This window comes from Domibacillus antri (genome assembly GCF_001936625.1).
GTDB lineage: Bacteria > Bacillota > Bacilli > Bacillales > Domibacillaceae > Domibacillus > Domibacillus antri.
The window spans coordinates 160,271-177,240 of record NZ_MSDU01000014.1 but is presented as its reverse complement, the minus strand read 5'-3'; the positions used below and the strand labels follow the sequence as shown (position 1 = coordinate 177,240).

At 44.5% G+C, this 16,970-nt stretch carries 14 protein-coding genes; 10 read left to right on the top strand and 4 right to left on the bottom strand.

Annotation, left to right across the window (positions count from 1 at the left end):
- Positions 1–120 precede the first annotated feature (120 nt).
- Complete coding sequence (locus tag BTO30_RS08125) at positions 121–576, bottom strand: GNAT family N-acetyltransferase (RefSeq protein ID WP_245796378.1); 456 nt, start codon at positions 574–576, stop codon at positions 121–123.
- A gap of 113 nt (positions 577–689) precedes the next feature.
- On the opposite strand from BTO30_RS08125, the gene BTO30_RS08120 reads away from it, so the two are divergent.
- Positions 690–1,583: a 2-dehydropantoate 2-reductase gene (locus tag BTO30_RS08120; protein ID WP_075398216.1), complete on the top strand. Its 894-nt coding sequence runs from the start codon at positions 690–692 to the stop codon at positions 1,581–1,583.
- On the opposite strand, the gene BTO30_RS08115 is transcribed toward BTO30_RS08120, so the two are convergent.
- The 3 genes from BTO30_RS08115 to BTO30_RS08105 form a co-directional block, all read right to left on the bottom strand.
- Positions 1,570–2,250 (bottom strand): ABC transporter ATP-binding protein, encoded by a 681-nt coding sequence (locus BTO30_RS08115; RefSeq protein ID WP_075398215.1) that lies wholly within the window; start codon positions 2,248–2,250, stop codon positions 1,570–1,572. The genes BTO30_RS08120 and BTO30_RS08115 overlap by 14 nt on opposite strands.
- A complete protein-coding gene (locus tag BTO30_RS08110; RefSeq protein WP_143331927.1) occupies positions 2,251–3,891 on the bottom strand; it encodes an ABC transporter permease in 1,641 nt (546 codons plus the stop codon).
- Positions 3,892–4,009: 118 nt separating this feature from the next.
- A complete protein-coding gene (locus tag BTO30_RS08105) occupies positions 4,010–5,095 on the bottom strand; it encodes a Fe(3+) ABC transporter substrate-binding protein (protein WP_075398214.1) in 1,086 nt (361 codons plus the stop codon).
- A gap of 183 nt (positions 5,096–5,278) precedes the next feature.
- Here BTO30_RS08105 and bshC point away from each other — a divergent pair, with 183 nt between their 5' ends.
- The 9 genes from bshC to murD all read left to right on the top strand — a co-directional run bounded on the left by bshC (position 5,279) and on the right by murD (position 16,920).
- A complete protein-coding gene (gene bshC / locus BTO30_RS08100) occupies positions 5,279–6,895 on the top strand; it encodes a bacillithiol biosynthesis cysteine-adding enzyme BshC (protein WP_075398213.1) in 1,617 nt (538 codons plus the stop codon).
- Positions 6,896–7,042: 147 nt separating this feature from the next.
- Entirely contained in the window at positions 7,043–7,474 is a 432-nt protein-coding gene (gene mraZ, locus BTO30_RS08095) for a division/cell wall cluster transcriptional repressor MraZ (RefSeq protein WP_075398212.1), read from the top strand.
- Between the two features lie 22 nt (positions 7,475–7,496).
- Complete coding sequence (rsmH, locus tag BTO30_RS08090; protein WP_075398211.1) at positions 7,497–8,444, top strand: 16S rRNA (cytosine(1402)-N(4))-methyltransferase RsmH; 948 nt, start codon at positions 7,497–7,499, stop codon at positions 8,442–8,444.
- Between the two features lie 16 nt (positions 8,445–8,460).
- The gene (ftsL, locus tag BTO30_RS08085) at positions 8,461–8,811 is read left to right on the top strand and encodes a cell division protein FtsL (protein ID WP_075398210.1); all 351 of its coding nucleotides are present in this window, start codon (positions 8,461–8,463) and stop codon (positions 8,809–8,811) included.
- Positions 8,808–11,012: a penicillin-binding protein gene (locus BTO30_RS08080; protein WP_075398209.1), complete on the top strand. Its 2,205-nt coding sequence runs from the start codon at positions 8,808–8,810 to the stop codon at positions 11,010–11,012. The genes ftsL and BTO30_RS08080 overlap by 4 nt, the downstream gene beginning before the upstream one ends.
- Before the next feature lie 91 nt (positions 11,013–11,103).
- Complete coding sequence (locus BTO30_RS08075) at positions 11,104–13,005, top strand: stage V sporulation protein D (protein ID WP_075398208.1); 1,902 nt, start codon at positions 11,104–11,106, stop codon at positions 13,003–13,005.
- A 125-nt stretch (positions 13,006–13,130) separates the two neighbouring features.
- Positions 13,131–14,606: a UDP-N-acetylmuramoyl-L-alanyl-D-glutamate--2,6-diaminopimelate ligase gene (locus BTO30_RS08070; protein ID WP_075398207.1), complete on the top strand. Its 1,476-nt coding sequence runs from the start codon at positions 13,131–13,133 to the stop codon at positions 14,604–14,606.
- Positions 14,603–15,574, top strand: a complete 972-nt coding sequence (mraY, locus tag BTO30_RS08065; RefSeq protein WP_075398206.1) for a phospho-N-acetylmuramoyl-pentapeptide-transferase — start codon at positions 14,603–14,605, stop codon at positions 15,572–15,574. Before BTO30_RS08070 ends, mraY begins: the two co-directional genes overlap by 4 nt.
- Entirely contained in the window at positions 15,571–16,920 is a 1,350-nt protein-coding gene (gene murD / locus BTO30_RS08060) for a UDP-N-acetylmuramoyl-L-alanine--D-glutamate ligase (RefSeq protein ID WP_075398205.1), read from the top strand. Before mraY ends, murD begins: the two co-directional genes overlap by 4 nt.
- The last annotated feature ends 50 nt before the right edge of the window (positions 16,921–16,970 follow it).

Sequence of the window (16,970 nt, the reverse complement as noted above, 5' to 3'; positions counted from 1 at the left end):
TATTGTTTCACAGCTTTCATTCTTTCTTCATCCGTAAATTTAGCCAAAAGAAAAGCACCTCCAAATGTTAGATGATGTCTAACATTCGGGGTGCAGTCCATTGAGGCAACTCTTTTTTGTTCAGCTTATTTTTTGTGTATCCACCGCATTAGGGTCCCAGAGCAGACGTGAGCTATTTTCAGATACCGGAACAAAGCTCATTTTTTTCCAGAAAGGCTGGGATTTGACACGGGGTTTTGTCATAATCGGCAAGTTGAATGACTTGGCGAATTCGACAAGTAAAAGGCCGAGCCCTTTTTTCTGAAATTCAGGCAGCACTTCAAGCTTCCAGATTTCCACGTATTTTTCGCTTGCCGGGATAAGATTCAACTTGTCTTCGCGAACGTACAAACACATACGGGCGGCGAGGCGGTCACCGTAATAAATCCCGTAAAAAGGGGAAGTTGTATTATCTTCCACCATTGAAATTTCAAGCTCTTCAAGCATTGAAAGCTCTTCAAGTCCATACTCTTTAAACGATTTGAATTCCTCAATCGTTTTAAAGTTCATTTTTAAATTTTCCACTTTCAGTCCCAACTCAATTCCTCCTTTGCAATCGTTCTTCCCATATTGCTTCCTCCTTATTATATAATATTCATGATAAAAATTGTAGCGAAAGTAAGATAACGCTTACATAACGGAGGATAAAAATGAACATTCATATTATTGGCGGCGGTGCCGTCGGATTATTTTTTGCCGCACAGTGGTGCGAAAAACATGCCGTTACGCTCTGGACAAGAACGGAACAGCAGGCAGAAATGATTAGCCGGGGCGGAATACGTGTTTTAGAAAATCATATGGAAAACATCTATCCGGTTAATTCAAAAAAAATAGAGAGTCTGTATGTTGAGGGGGACCTCGTCGTTGTGGCGGTAAAACAATATCACATGAAAGAAGTGCTTCCTCTTTTACAAAATGCGGCTGCTCAATCTGTTTTATTTCTTCAAAACGGGATGAGTCATCTCGATTTTCTGGAGCAGGTTCCCCATCCGCATCTTTACGCTGCCTCGGTTGAGCATGGGCTTGCGAAAATCGATGGGCGGACTATTCAGGTGAACGGGCGGAATAAAACGAATATAGGATCATTACGAAGCGGTACAGCAGGAATCATTGATCAATTACAAACCGGATCATTTCGGTTTGACTGGAATGAAAATAGCTATCACATGCTTATTGAAAAGATGGCGGCGAATGCCATTATTAATCCACTCACGGCGTTATTGAAAGTGAAAAACGGTGAAATTGCAGAAAATGCCCGGTTTCGGGCCATTGCAAAAGATCTTTCACGGGAGTTTGCTTCTGTTTTTTCATATAAGACAGCAGAAGACACATTTCAATCCGTTCTTTCCATCTGCACAAAGACAGCCGATAATGAATCCTCGATGCTAAAAGATATGAAAGCGGGAAATTTGACGGAAATTGATGCGATTGTTGGTGTATTGTTAAAAACGGCGGAAAAGAATCATCGCTCTGTTCCAGCGTTTCAGCTCCTATACAACATGATTAAAGGAAAAGAAAACACGCCGGAATTTATGTCAAAATAAGATCCGGCGTGCCTGTTTTCATTATGTGTCCATGATCCATCATGATCACGCGGTCCGCAATGGCGCGGGCATCTTCTTGATCGTGCGTGACGAAGATAGATGTGATGCCTGCTTTTTTTAAAATATCGCGCAGTTCATCGCGGATTTTAATTTGCAGATCCGCATCTAAATTACTGAATGGCTCGTCAAACATAATAAGAGATGGATTCGGCGCCATCGCGCGGGCGAGTGCGACACGCTGCTGCTGACCGCCGCTCAACTCATACGGATAGCGTTTTTCAAAACCGGTTAATCCTACGAGGTCAATGACTTCTTTCAGACGTGCGTCCCGCTCATAACGGTTCATTTTCTTTAAGCCGAATTTAATGTTGGCGGCAACGGTCATGTGCGGAAACAGGGCGTAATCCTGAAATACCATGCCGACACCGCGTTTTTCAGGACTTACAAATGTGGCGTCATCTGTCATGATTTGACCATTGATTTTAATGGTTCCGCTTTCCGGCATTTCAAGCCCGGCGATCAGGCGGAGAATGGTGCTTTTTCCACTGCCGCTCTGTCCGAGAATTGTGATAATCTCTCCTTTTTCAATCGCGATAGAGGCGTCCTGAATCGTTTTCTCTTTTGCGTTTCGGTATGAAAAGGTTAATCCATTAATTTCTACATACATTTACCTGTTCTCCTTTTCCAGCACTTTATGAAAAATAAAAATCGATACCCCGCTGATCAAAATAATGAGCATGGAGGCAAGAGCTGCTTCATAAATCCGTTCGTCATTCGCATATTGGAACGCTTTTGTCGCCAGTGTGTAGAAATTAAAGGGCTGAAGCAGCAGTGTCAGCGGCAGTTCTTTCATCACTTCAATAAAGGCAAGTGTGAATCCGCCGAATACAGCCCCTCTAATCATCGGCAAGTCGACTTTAAAAAAGGTTCTTGTCAGCGGAATACCGAGCAATCTGGATGCTTCCGTAAAGCTTCGGCCAATTTTATCAAATCCGGAATCAATTGGATTAAAGCCAATCGCGAGAAAACGGCTGACATAGGCGAATAAAAGCATAATAATACTCAAGCTGAGGATAATCGGTGCTTCAATGCCCATTGCATGGTAAACGCCTTTCAGCTGACGGTCGATCCAGAGAAAAAACGTGAGGACACCAATAGCGATGACCGCACCGGGTATGGAATAACCTAGCACTGTAATACGTGAGACGGCTTTTGCCCATGCGCCGTCAGACAGCCGTGTGAAATTGCCAATCACCAGCGCAATCACCATAATAAGCGATGCAGCAATAAGAGAAACATAAACAGAGTTAAAAATAAGAGTTAGGAACTCTTCGCTAGCGACTTTTTCAAAAGTCAGCAGCATCCATTGAAACAGCTGGACGAAGGGAATCACGAAACCAATCGTAAAAATGAGTGCTGTATAAACAAACAAAACAGCTGTTTTTTCACGAGAGAGTGATATCGGCTCAAGAGGCCGTACTTTTGCGTTGGAATAACTGTATTTTTTCCGGCCGCGCAGCACTTTTTCGAGAAATAGAATGGCGAATACAATCGCCATTAATATACCCGCGAGCTTAATCGCCGATGCCACATCGCTCATGCCAAACCAAGCCTGGAAAATGGCTGTCGTAAACACTTGAATACCGAAGTATGACACAACGCCGTAATCATTTAATACTTCCAGCACAACGAGGCTCACGCCGCCGACGATCGCCGTGCGCGAAATTGGCATAATCACGCGGAAAAACAGCTGCACCGGTCCGCTCCCAAGCAGCCGGGCATTTTCCACGAGGGAAGCGGACTGCTGCTCCAAATAGGCGCGCGTAATGATATATACATACGGATACAAAAAAATCGTGAAAATAAAAATCGCACCGGGAATATTCATAATATCGAAATACGCATGGTTTGCTTTTATATCAAACTGATTTCGAAGGGTTGCCTGTACTACTCCGGTATAATTTAAAATGCCATGATATGTATAGGCGCCAATATATGGCGGAATGGCAAGAGGAAGGATGAGCCCCCATTTAAAAAAGTTCCGCAGCGGAAACCGGTACGCTGTAACCAGCCAGGCGAGGCTGACGCCAATCATGACGGAAAAAAATCCGGTAAAAAAGACGATGACAAGCGTATTTTGAATGTAATTTTTCAATAAAAATTCTTGAATGTGATACCAGTTTTCATTCGGTTTTTCAAAAATCTGAATAAAGATGGATAGTGTCGGTGAAATAATCAGTAATGTGAAAATGATACTCATTATCGACCAGACATTTAGATGAAGACGAAAAAATCGTATAGCTTTCATAATAACCTCCGATTGATCTGCACATCTTTTATATTATGAAAACCGTTTGCAAAAAACAAGAGAATGTCGGTTTTTATGAAAAAAAAGACAGGCGCTTCAGCGGCCTGTCAATTATAAATTATTTCCATTCTACTTCGTTCATTAATTTTAAAGCGTCTGCATTATATTTTCCAAGCTCGGACATATTCAAATCCTGCGCTTTAAAATCGCCCCATGAAGCAAGCAATTCAGATGGCTCCACATTTGGATTTACAGGGTATTCGTAGTTTGCTTCTGAAAATTGACCTTGTGCTTCTTCGCTGGAAAGGAACTCAAGAAATTTAATGGCATTTTCTTTGTTTTTCGCATGTTTTGTCACACCGGCACCGCTTACGTTTACATGCGTGCCGTTTGTCTCCTGATTCGGGAAGAAAACACCAAGCTGTTCCGCTACTTTTACTTCTTCTGCATCTTCTGAATTTAACATTTGACCAAAGTAATATGTGTTCATAACCGCAACGTCACCTTCACCGGCTGCAATGGCTTTCGCCTGGTCACGGTCGCCGCCTTCCGGATCACGCGCCATATTGTTCACAATACCCTGTGCCCATTCTTTCGCTGCATCTGCACCGTTTAATGAAATAAAAGAAGCGACAAGTGATTGATTGTATATGTTTTCTGATGAGCGGATCAATACTTTCCCTTTCCACTGTTCTTCTGTTAATGCTTCATATGTCGATAAATCCTCTGGTGTTACACGGTCTTTCGCATAGACGATAACACGTGCGCGTTTTGTCAGACCAAACCATTCATTGTCGATATCCCGGTAGTTTTCAGGAACATTGGCTTCAAGTGTTTCGCTCTCAATGCTTTGCAGCAGTCCTTTTTCTTTCGCCCAGTGCAGGCGCCCTGCATCGGCTGTGTAAAACACGTCTGCTTCTGTTGCTTCGCCTTCACGTGTTAACCGCTCCATTAATTCATCTTCTTCGCCTTTGACAACATTCACTTTAATACCTGTTTCTTCAGTGAATTGTTCAAAAAGCGCATCGTCAGTTTCATAGTGGCGGCTCGTATATAAATTTACCACTCCTGCATCTTTTGTTTCTTCGTCTGCCTTTGTACCGGTTTCCGGCTCAGCGGAATTATTATTGCCGCTGCACGCTGCCAGCAGCATAACTGCCAAAGTAAATAAAATGGATAAAAACTTGAATTTCCTGTTGTTCATTGAATAAAACGCTCCTTTGTTTTGTGTGATTCAGCCAGGCTGTAACCTAAATTATAATGATAATCATTATCAAATCAACACTTTTTTGAAATAATTTTATTGGATAGGCACATTGTTTTTCCTTTCGTTACATCAGGTGGTATACTCAAACAAGAAAAATGTACGCAGAAAGGAAGTACTTTTATGGAACAAGAACGCATTTCTGTTCCCGCCTTAAACCAGTTTGCGAAAGATTACATAAGCGGTTCGGAACAGACCGCCCCGTATTTTGATTACCACCCGTTTCAGCAGGCGGATTATGCAGCGAGATCGGCAGAATTACAAACGCGAATATTTCAGCGCGGCGAGCTTGCCCGGATTATCCGCGATTATATGAGACCATTTCAAATAACCGATGAAACCGAACGATCACTTGCTAAGCTTCAGGATGAGAAGTCGGTTGTGGTTATCGGGGGACAACAGGCGGGATTGTTAACAGGTCCGCTTTATTCTATACATAAAATTATTTCCATTCTGCAATTTGCAGCCGTGAAAGAAAAAGAACTGGGTATTCCGGTTGTGCCTGTTTTCTGGATCGCCGGTGAAGATCATGACCTTCTTGAAATTAATCATGTATATGTAGAAAAAGAGGGCCGGATGGAGAAAATGGGTTACCCGGAACGGTTCGTTAAAAAACAAATGGCCTCGGAAACCGTGTATGATCACGATGTAATGGAAAAGTGGATCACATCCATTTTTTCCTGTATGCAGGAAACGATTCATACAAATGCGCTGCTTCAAGATGTTCGGAAAGCAGCCCGTGAACAAGAAACCTTTACCGCTTTTTTTGCGCAGCTGACGCAAACTCTTTTCAGTCGTTACGGTCTTCTGCTCATCGACGCTGCGGAACCAGCTTTAAGAAAGCTGGAGGCTCCTTTTTTTAAGCGGTTAATTATTGAGAATAAACCGCTTGCCGAATGTGTCGCCCGCTCGCAGGAAAAGGTAAAGAAAGCAGGCTATACACCAGCAATCGAAACGGGTGAACAGCCGGCTCATTTGTTTTTAAACGAAGACGGTGAGCGCCGCTTGCTTGAAAGGGACGGCCGCACATTTAGAAGCAAAAGCGGACGAGCCTATTCTGAACAGGAGCTGCTTCAGCTTCTTGAAACATCACCACAGCTTTTCAGTAACAATGTCGTTACCCGTCCATTAATGCAGGAGTGGGTTTTTCCGACACTGGCGTTTATTGCCGGACCGGGAGAAATAGCCTATTGGGCTGAGCTGAAAGAAGCCTTTCACTATTTTGACATGAACATGCCGCCAATCGTACCGCGTGTAAACATCACATTTGTTGAACGGTCCATCGCCGGTGCAGCTTCAGATATCGGTTTATCGATTGAACAGATTGTGCAATCCGGGGTGAAAAGGAAGAAAGAAGCGTATATTGAATCCGTACGGGATCAACATCTTCATGAATTAGCAGCGGAAATGAAAGAAACGTTGTTTGCCAATTATGAGAAAATTGAACGACGCGCGAATGAATTGCATCGCGGTCTGATACCGATTGTAGAAAAAAATAAAGAGTACCATGAACGGCAAATTGACTTTTTAATTCAAAAAAGTGATGCGGTACTCAAACAGACACACGCTGCTGCGCTTCTTCGTTTTGACCGGGTTGAAGCCGCTCTCCATCCGGGGGGGCCACAGGAAAGAATTTGGAACTTATACACATTTTTAAATACGTACGGAAAAGTCTTTATAGAGGATTTGGTGAAACAACCGTTCGACCATAACGGGGACCATTATCTCATTTTTATATGAATAAAAAGTCTGCCTTTTTGGCAGGCTTTTTTGTACGGGAAAAAAGTGAAAAGAATCAAGGAATACAAAGGGTTTACGGCGAAATGAAAATGGTGGTGCAAAGTGGGGGGATGTGGTAAAGTTAGTGTAGAAAGTGGGGAAACGGCAATGTTCATGGGCGAATACCGTCACACGATAGATGAAAAAGGAAGAGTCATTATCCCGGCAAAGTTTCGCGGGGATGCAGGCAAAACGTTCATCGTGACGAGAGGGCTTGATGAATGTTTGTTTTTATACCCGCTGCACGAATGGAAAGCGTTGGAAGAAAAGCTCTTGACACTTCCGCTGACAAAAAAAGATGCGAGGGCGTTTACCCGTTTCTTTTTTTCAGGCGCCAATGATTGTATGCTCGACAGACAGGGACGCATCAATTTACCTGACCCGCTTATGAAGTATGCCTCGCTTGAAAAAGACTGTGTAATCGTCGGCGTTTCCAACCGGATGGAGATTTGGAGTGCTTCAAAATGGGACACCTATCTCGAATTGTCGGAACAGTCATTTTCTGATATCGCTGAAAATTTACCGGATTTTGATTTATAAATGTGATTGGACTGATAAGAAAATGGAATTTAATCATACGACCGTTCTTTTACGGGAAACGGTCGACGGGCTCAATATACGTCCTGATGGAATTTATGTAGACTGCACACTGGGTGGAGCGGGACATAGCGAATATTTATTGTCGCAGCTTGGGCCTAATGGAAAATTGTATGCCTTTGATCAAGATGATACGGCGATTAGTCATGCGGGGATACGCCTTGCTCCGTACGCTGACAAGGTCGTATTGATAAAAAGCAACTTTGAACACATTAAAAATGAATTGGAAGACCGTGGGGTAACAGGTGTAGATGGCATTTTATACGATCTCGGCGTCTCCTCTCCGCAGCTGGATACGCCGGAACGCGGATTCAGCTATCATCACGATGCACCTCTAGATATGCGGATGGACAAAAATGCTCCGTTGTCCGCTTATGATGTCGTCAACGAATGGCCATTTGAACAGCTTGTCCGTATTTTTTTCAAATACGGGGAAGAGAAATTTTCAAAACAGATCGCCCGTAAAATCGAGGCGGCCCGTGAACAAAAGCCGGTAGCCACAACAGGGGAATTGACGGAATTAATTAAAGAGGCTATTCCGGCACCAGCTAGACGCAAGGGAGGCCATCCCGCAAAACGTATTTTTCAGGCAATTCGAATCGCGGTGAATGATGAGCTTGGTGTATTTGAGCGATCGCTTCATGATGCCATTGACTTGCTGAATGTAAACGGGCGCATCAGCGTCATTACTTTCCATTCTCTTGAAGACCGCATCTGTAAAACGGTGTTTAAAGAAGCTTCAACAGGTCCGGAGCTGCCTCCGGGACTGCCGGTTATTCCGGAAGAATATGAACCTGTCTTAAAACTTGTCACGAGAAAACCGATTGTACCGGCTGAACAGGAATTAGAAGAAAACAACCGGGCACGATCAGCGAAACTGCGCATTGCAGAAAAAAGAAAGGCAACCGTTTAGGGGGATAGGGATCCAGATGAACACTACTGCGAAAAAGCCGATAATGGAAGAACCAAAAGCGGGATCTATTAAACAGCGGAAAGTCATTAAACAATTCTTTACTCCGGGTGAAAAGGTCTTATTTCTTGTCTTTATGCTGACGATTTGCTTCATGTGCGCGAAGCTTATTTCGACACAGGCGGCTATTTACGAAACGAACAAACAACTGCAGGATACGGATGCCAAAATCCAGGAACAGGAAAAGATTAATCATGATCTTGAAGTGCAAATCAGCGAAGAAAGCACGTACGAGAAAATCAGGGAACGTGCAAAAGCGATGGGACTTGATTTAAGTGATCAAAATATTAAGGTTGTTGAGCCGAAATGAAAGAAAATCGGAATAATCAAAAAATAGGAGCAGCGATTCTTTTTCTCGGATTCGCCCTCCTCTTTTTTATCTTGTTTTCACGGGTGTTATTTATTCAAATCACTGGAAAAGCTGATGGTCATGAATTGAAAAACGAAGCGCTTCAAAAATATATGCGCACCGATGTTTTGGAAGCGAAAAGGGGGACCATTTATGACACGAACGGAGAGGTGATTGCAGAAGATTCGACTTCGTTTACGATAGCTGCAATATTGGATGAATCCGTGACAACCAACCCAGAAGAGCCTAACCACGTCATCGATCCTGAAAAAACAGCGGAAGTGCTTGCGAAATATATCGATATGGATGAAGCAGAAATAAGAGCGCGTTTAGAAAAAGACGGAGATCCGTTTCAAGTGGAGTTTGGCACTGCAGGCCGCGGTTTATCGAACAGTGTGAAACGGAAAATTGAAGCTGAAAATTTACCGGGCATCACATTTCTCCGGCAGGCAAAACGATTTTATCCAAATGGGAGATTCGCTTCCCACTTAATCGGTTTTACCCGGCTTGTCGAAGAAAAAGAAGATGGGAAGACGTCGTTTGAAGCAGAAGGTCAAATGGGGATTGAAAAATCGTATGAAAAGTACCTTGAAGGACAGGACGGAAAAATCCGCTACACAAGTGACCTTTGGGGCTATCTTCTCCCTGGCCGCCATGAAATGGTTGCTGAACCGGAAGATGGCGATCATTTGTATGTAACGCTTGACTCGAAAATTCAAACGTTTCTCGAAGATGCGCTGAATGAAGTGGAAGCGCAGTACGACCCATCAAAAGCCTTTGCTGTTGTGGCTGAAGCGAAAACAGGCAAAATTTTAGCGATGAGCCAAAGGCCGACGTTTCATCCCGGGACGCGTAAAGGATTGGACGTCAACTGGATGAACGATCTGGTTGAATATTCGTATGAACCAGGCTCAACGATGAAAATCTTTACTCTTGCTGCAGCGATTGAAGAAGGTGTCTATAACGGGAAGGAAATATATAAATCCGGCACATATAAAGTGGGGCCGAATCAAGTCCGTGATCATAATGCCGGCGCAGGATGGGGCGATATAACGTATGAAGAAGGCGTGCAGCGCTCATCAAACGTCGCCATGGCTAACCTTCTTGAAAAAATGACACCGGGAGTCTTCCGCCAATATTTAGAAGACTTTCGTTTTGGTCAAAAAACCGGTATAACGCTTCCGAATGAAGCGTCAGGAAGCATTTTATATAACTTCCCGCTTGAGCAAGTCACGACCTCATTCGGTCAAGGAACAACGGTGAATGCCATGCAAATGCTTCAAGCTGCCACGGCTATTGCCAATAACGGGAAAATGATGAAGCCATACATCATTGATAAAATCGTCGATGATACGACTGGTAAAACAATTGTCAAAACGAAGCCGGAAGTCGTCGGTGAGCCTATTTCAGAAGAAACGGCCGCTGCGACGCTCGATGTGCTGGAGACGGTTGTTACAGCCGAACACGGGACCGGCAGACCTTACCATATTGAGGGGTATGATGTGGCCGGTAAAACAGGAACAGCGCAGCTTGTCGGTGAAGACGGGAAATATTTGACGGGTACAAATAACTATTTATTTTCCTTCATTGGCATGGCGCCGAAAGATGATCCGGAACTGATCGTATATGTGGCGGTAGCGCAGCCGAAACTTGACAATGAATCGGGTTCTGCTCCTGTATCAAAAGTTTTTAATCCTGTCATGCGCAACAGCCTTCAATATTTAAATGTTAAACCGGACGAGAACATTGTGTCCAAAACAGTGAAACTGGAAGATTACACAGGCAAAAAAACAGCTGAAGCGCGGGAAGCCTATGCAAAATACGGGGTAGATCCTGTTATTATCGGGACCGGCAGCGAAATTGTGAAGCAGGTGCCGGCAGCAGGTGAAAAGTTACTGCAGGGTGAAAAAGCGGTTTTGCTTACATCGGACAAATGGACAATGCCGGATATGACAGGCTGGTCCATCCGTGATGTTCTGAAAGTAACCGAAACGGCCGGATTGAAATTAAGTTACTCCGGTACAGGGTATGTCACATCCCAAAATATTAAAGTAAATGGATTATTGAAAGAGGGACAGAAACTCATTGTGAAGCTCGAGAAGCCGGGCAATGCGCAGCAGGCAAATGAAAATGCAAAAGAAGAATCCGATCAATCCCGCTAGGCAATCAGAAACCGTTATGGAATATTTTTCCGTAACGGTTTTTTGTCAATTTTTCATTTTTTCTGCATATAGTCATTGTGGAGGAAAGGGGATGGAACCATTGCGTATCAGAATGTTCTGGCTGCTGGCAGCTTCATTGTTTGCTTTTACAGCGCTCATTATCCGTACCGGCTATATACAATTGTCGATAGGAAGTGAATTAACAGAAAAAGCAGAGGAACTCTGGGGACGAAGCATTCCTGCACAGCCGGAACGCGGTCTAATTAAAGACCGAAACGGAACAGTTCTTGCCGGCAATAAGAGCGCACCAACCGTTTACGTCATACCTGCACAAATTGAAGATGCTAAAACAGCGGCGCGGAAGCTTGCTGCCATTTTAGGAGAAAAGGAATTGGTTATTTATGAAAGAATGACGAAACGTTCATCTATTGAGCGCTTATCATCGAAAGGGAGACATATTTCAACCGAAACGGCACGTAACATTACTGAACTACAATTAAAAGGGGTATGGGTCGGCGAAGATTCAGTGCGTGACTATGTCTTAAATGAGCGTCTTGCCCATGTTATTGGCTTTACAGGAGCCGACAATCAAGGACTGGCCGGAATCGAAGCATATTACGATGAGAAATTATCAGGCTCTTCCGGTTCTGTTCAAATGTTTACCGATGCAAAAGGTGAAAATATGCCGGGTATGGCGGATGACTATATCCCGCCTGAAGACGGAATGGACTTGCAGCTGACCATTGATGCAAAAATCCAAGCAGTGATTGAACGGGAACTGGATTTTGCGGAAAAAACGTACAAGCCTGAAGGCGCTATGGCGATTGCGATGGATCCGAACAGCGGGGCGATTCTGGCGATGTCTTCCCGTCCCTCCTATAACCCGAGCGCGTTTGGTGATTACGATCCCGATGTGTATAACCGTAATTTACCTGTCTGGAGCACATTCGAACCTGGTTCGACATTTAAAATTATAACGCTGGCCGCCGCACTTGAGGAAAAAGAAGCCGATCTTGACCGGGATCATTTTCATGATCCGGGCTATGTGAAAGTAAACGGATCGAGGCTCCGCTGCTGGAAACGGGAAGGACATGGTCATCAATCATTTCTTGAAGTCGTTGAAAATTCGTGCAATCCGGGGTTTGTTGAACTTGGCAGCAGACTCGGTGAAAAAAAACTGTTTCACTATATTCGTAAGTTCGGTTTTGGACAGAAAACCGGTATTGATCTGTATGGAGAAGGAACGGGTATTTTATTTTCAGAGCAGGCAGCGGGACCCGTCGAAGCTGCCACCACCGCATTCGGACAGGGAGTGGCGGTGACGCCGATTCAACAGGTATCAGCCGTGTCGGCCGCTGTGAACGGCGGGATACTGTATCGTCCGTATGTGGCGATGAACTGGACAGACCCCAAAACGGGTAAGGTAACAGTTCAAAATAAAGCAAAGAAAGTAAGACGTGTCATTTCAGAAGAAACATCAAAAGAAGTACGAAGAGCTCTTGAAAGTGTTGTGGCAAAAGGAACGGGCCGCAACGCTTTTGTTGACGGCTACCGGATTGGCGGGAAAACAGGGACAGCACAAAAAGCGAAAGATGGCCGCTATTTAGAAAATAATCACATTGTCTCGTTTATCGGAGTAGCGCCGTCAAACGAGCCGAAAGTGGTCATTTATACGGCTATTGACAACCCGAAAGGCACGGTTCAATTTGGCGGAACCGTTGCAGCACCAATCGTCGGTAAAATGATGGCGGATGTCCTGCCGCTGCTCGGAGTTGAACCGCAAAAGGATCAGATCGAAAAAGAAAAAACGTGGAGCGACCCGGATATCATTGAAGTACCTAAACTGGTTGGGTTAAGCAAACAGCAGTTAAAAGAACAGCTGATCAACGTTAATATCGAAGTGGAAGGCACTGGGGACAGCGTTGTATCTCAGTCGCCGTCTGCCGGTGTAAAAGTAGAGAGGGGAAGCAAAGTGCGTGTTTTACTAAAATAAATAGGTCAAGCCGCCGAAAATTACTGAAACAGGCTGAAAAGCATTCGCATCGGCGGCTTTTTTTCGTTACAATAGAAATCGCGGGAATTGTACATATCGGTTTTGAACAGAAAGGATTGAAAAACGTGGATTTATCAACCGTGTTAACGGCCATTCCATTTTACCGTCAGGATAAAGAAGGAAATCCGGCGATTACATCGATTGAAAACGATCACCGTCTCGTCACAGAAGGGTCGATTTTTATTTGTATACAAGGATTTACATTTGACGGTCATACCGCCACAAAAGAGGCAGTCGAAAATGGAGCAGCGGCGGTCGTTGCCGAGCGGCCGGTCGATGTTTCCGTGCCCGTTATTTATGTGCGCAGCACGAAGCGTGCAATGGCACAATTAGCTGCGCATTTTTATGGTCATCCAACCGATTCTTTTCATTTAATCGGGATTACCGGTACAAACGGAAAAACGACGACGAGTCATTTAATCGAAGAAATCCTTCGCGCTTCTGGAGAAACGACCGGATTAATCGGAACGATGTATATGAAAATCGGCGATAAAATGATTGAAACAAAAAACACAACGCCGGAAAGCTTAACCTTGCAAAAAACGTTTGCGTATATGAAACAAGCGGGTGTCTCGTCAGCGGTGATGGAAGTGTCTTCTCATGCATTACAGGAAGGGCGGACGAATGGCACACAATTTAATGTGGCCGTTTTTACTAACTTAACGCAAGATCACCTTGATTTTCACCGCACTATGGAGGAATACCGGGCAGCAAAAGGACTGCTGTTCGCCCGTCTCGGCAATTCCTTTCATGCATCGGCTCCGGCTTATGCTGTCCTTAATGCCGATGATGCTGCATCTGCCGTTTATGAAGCCATGACTGCGGCGCATGTCGTGACATACGGTATAGAAAAAAAAGCGGATATACAAGCGAAAGATATTCAACTGACATCGGAAGGAACCGCTTTTACGATTCACTATCCGGGCGGGGTGATCCAGATTCATTCCAAATTAGCCGGACTATTTAATGTTTACAATATGCTGGCGGCTTTTGCGGCTGGATTCGTCTCTAAGATTACACCAGATACAATGAAACAAGCACTTGAACGGGTGAGCGGCGTTGCGGGCCGGTTTGAACTGGTACCGAATGAAAGCGGTGTGTCGGTCATTGTTGATTACGCCCACACCCCGGATAGTCTCATCAATGTATTAGAAACCGTTCGTCCGTTGACAAAAGGACGGGTTATTGTCATTGCAGGGTGCGGCGGCGACCGTGATAAAACAAAGCGTCCGCTTATGGCGCAGGCAGCATGTAAATATGCAGATGAAGCGATTTTTACATCGGACAATCCGCGCAGTGAAGATCCGGTTTCCATTTTAACGGATATGAAATCGGGCGTTAGCGGAGAGGCGTATACTGTCATTGTAGACCGGAAAGAAGCCATTCACCGGGCAATTGCACTTGCCAAGCCGGGCGATTCGGTCGTTATTGCCGGCAAAGGGCATGAAACATATCAAATTATTGGTCAGGAAGTTATTCATTTTGATGACCGGGAAGTCGCAAAAGAAGCGCTGGCCGACAAGAAAGGCGGGTTCGCATGAGTGAGTGGCAAATTGGATTGGTCATTGCGGTGTCATTTTTGATAACAGTCGTTATCGCGCCGTTATTTATTCCATTTTTACGCCGGCTGAAATTTGGACAGAGCATACGTGAGGAAGGTCCGGCATCTCATCAGCAAAAATCAGGAACGCCAACGATGGGCGGACTGGTCTTTTTATTGTCAATCGTTGTTACAACCTTGTTTTTTGTTCAATTGTTCGGTTCAATCGGTGCTGAAACTATTTTACTTTTACTTGTAACAATTGGATTCGGATTTTTGGGCTTTTTGGACGACTTTATTAAAGTGGTCATGAAGCGTAATCTTGGATTGACATCATCGCAAAAATTAATCGGGCAAATAATTATTTCGATCATTTTCTATGTGATTTACGCACAGCATGAACTGTCAACGGAGCTGTCATTCGGTTTCTTTTCAATTGATCTTGGTATTATATATGCCTTATTCGTCTTATTTTGGCTTGTCGGCTTTTCAAATGCGGTCAACTTAACAGATGGGCTGGACGGCCTGGTCTCGGGAACAGCATCTGTGGCTTTTGGCGCATATGCGGTGATTGCCTGGAGCCAAGGTTTAGATGAAACAGCTGTTTTCGCATTTGCGGTTGTGGGGGCTGTTATTGGCTTTCTCGTTTTCAATGCGTATCCGGCACACGTTTTTATGGGAGATACGGGTTCGCTTGCACTCGGCGGAGCGATTGCTGTTTTGTCTATATTAACGAAATTTGAATTTTTATTATTGTTGATCGGGATCGTATTCGTTGCGGAAACGCTCTCGGTTATTTTGCAGGTATGGTCGTTTAAAACGACAGGGAAACGAATTTTTAGAATGAGCCCGCTGCATCATCACTTTGAACTCGGCGGCTGGACAGAATGGCGTGTTGTCGTCACATTCTGGTCCGTCGGTGTTGTGGCTGCAGCGATTGGCGTCTGGATTGGAGTTTGGAATTCATGAAGCAGGTTGATCAATTTAAAGGAAAAAAAGTGCTCGTAGTGGGTCTTGCCAAAAGCGGATTCGCTGCAGCTACTCTTTTGAAAAAATTAGGTGCCATCGTGACAGTGAATGATGGAAAGCCGCTGGAGGAAAATGAGGCGGCACAGGCTCTTTTGTCGGAAGGAATGAATGTCATTTGCGGCCGTCATCCGCTGGAACTTCTTAATGAAGGATTTGAAATCGTCGTTAAAAACCCGGGTATCCCGTATTCGAATCCGATTGTTGCGGCAGCTGTGCAGCAGGGTACGCCCGTCATAACCGAAGTGGAAATTGCCGGACTCATATCAGAAGCACCGTTTATCGCCATAACGGGCACAAACGGAAAAACGACAACAACGACATTGATTAATGAAATCATGAAAGAAGACGGGAGAGGAACGGTTCTCGCCGGGAATATCGGTGAAGTGGCATCAGAAGTCGTGCAAGAGGCAAAACCGGATGATCATGTTGTTATTGAACTGTCGTCGTTTCAATTAATGGGCATTCAAACTTTCCGTCCGCACATCGCGATCATTACCAACATTTATGACGCACACCTGGACTATCATGGTTCAAAAGAAGAATACGCCGGTGCGAAAATGAACATTACAAAGAACCAGACAGAAGAGGACTTCTTAATCATAAACGCTGACCAAGAGGCTCTTCTGTCAATGGCAAGTGCGAGTCAGGCGGCCATTATTCCGTTTTCGGTTCACGAAAAAGTGGAAAATGGGGCATATATAGAAGACGGGACGGTTTATTTTCAAGGAGAGGCCATTATGCAGGCTGCTGATTTTGCACTGCCTGGTAATCATAATCTGGAAAATATATTGGCAGCTGTGGCAGCAGTTAAACTATCTGGTGTTTCCACAGCAGCAGTTGTACGTGTATTAAAAAGGTTTGCAGGTGTGCGCCACCGGACGCAGTTTGTCCGTGAATGGAATGGAAGAAAATTTTATAACGATTCAAAAGCGACGAATACATTGGCGACGAAAAGCGCCTTAACCGCCTTTCAGTCACCGCTTGTCCTTCTTGCGGGGGGATTGGATCGGGGAAATGGATTTGATGATTTGCTTCCTCATTTAACGTCAGTCAAAGCAATCGTCGCATTTGGTGAGACAGCGGATAAGTGGAAAGAGACGGCTTTAAAAGCGGGCATTTCCCAATTTGAAAAAGCCGATTATATGACTGACGCAGTCGAAAAAGCGGCTGCCCTTTCTGCTGAAGGGGATGTTGTTCTTTTGTCCCCGGCATGTGCAAGCTGGGATCAATATAAAACATTTGAAGAACGGGGCGACATATTTATCAACTGCGTGAATAAACTATAAGAAAGAGCCGGAGCCGGATGAGGCTCCGGCTTTTTTAATGGATGCATGAA

Coding starts and splice junctions, on each gene's coding strand:
- BTO30_RS08115 (WP_075398215.1), bottom strand. CDS start 2,250: ATGTATGTAGAAATTAATGGATTAACCTTTTCATACCGAAACGCAAAA.
- BTO30_RS08110 (WP_143331927.1), bottom strand. CDS start 3,891: ATGAAAGCTATACGATTTTTTCGTCTTCATCTAAATGTCTGGTCGATA.
- BTO30_RS08075 (WP_075398208.1), top strand. CDS start 11,104: ATGGAACCATTGCGTATCAGAATGTTCTGGCTGCTGGCAGCTTCATTG.
- BTO30_RS08105 (WP_075398214.1), bottom strand. CDS start 5,095: ATGAACAACAGGAAATTCAAGTTTTTATCCATTTTATTTACTTTGGCA.
- rsmH (WP_075398211.1), top strand. CDS start 7,497: ATGGAATTTAATCATACGACCGTTCTTTTACGGGAAACGGTCGACGGG.
- BTO30_RS08080 (WP_075398209.1), top strand. CDS start 8,808: ATGAAAGAAAATCGGAATAATCAAAAAATAGGAGCAGCGATTCTTTTT.
- BTO30_RS08120 (WP_075398216.1), top strand. CDS start 690: ATGAACATTCATATTATTGGCGGCGGTGCCGTCGGATTATTTTTTGCC.
- mraY (WP_075398206.1), top strand. CDS start 14,603: ATGAGTGAGTGGCAAATTGGATTGGTCATTGCGGTGTCATTTTTGATA.
- murD (WP_075398205.1), top strand. CDS start 15,571: ATGAAGCAGGTTGATCAATTTAAAGGAAAAAAAGTGCTCGTAGTGGGT.
- bshC (WP_075398213.1), top strand. CDS start 5,279: ATGGAACAAGAACGCATTTCTGTTCCCGCCTTAAACCAGTTTGCGAAA.
- ftsL (WP_075398210.1), top strand. CDS start 8,461: ATGAACACTACTGCGAAAAAGCCGATAATGGAAGAACCAAAAGCGGGA.
- mraZ (WP_075398212.1), top strand. CDS start 7,043: ATGTTCATGGGCGAATACCGTCACACGATAGATGAAAAAGGAAGAGTC.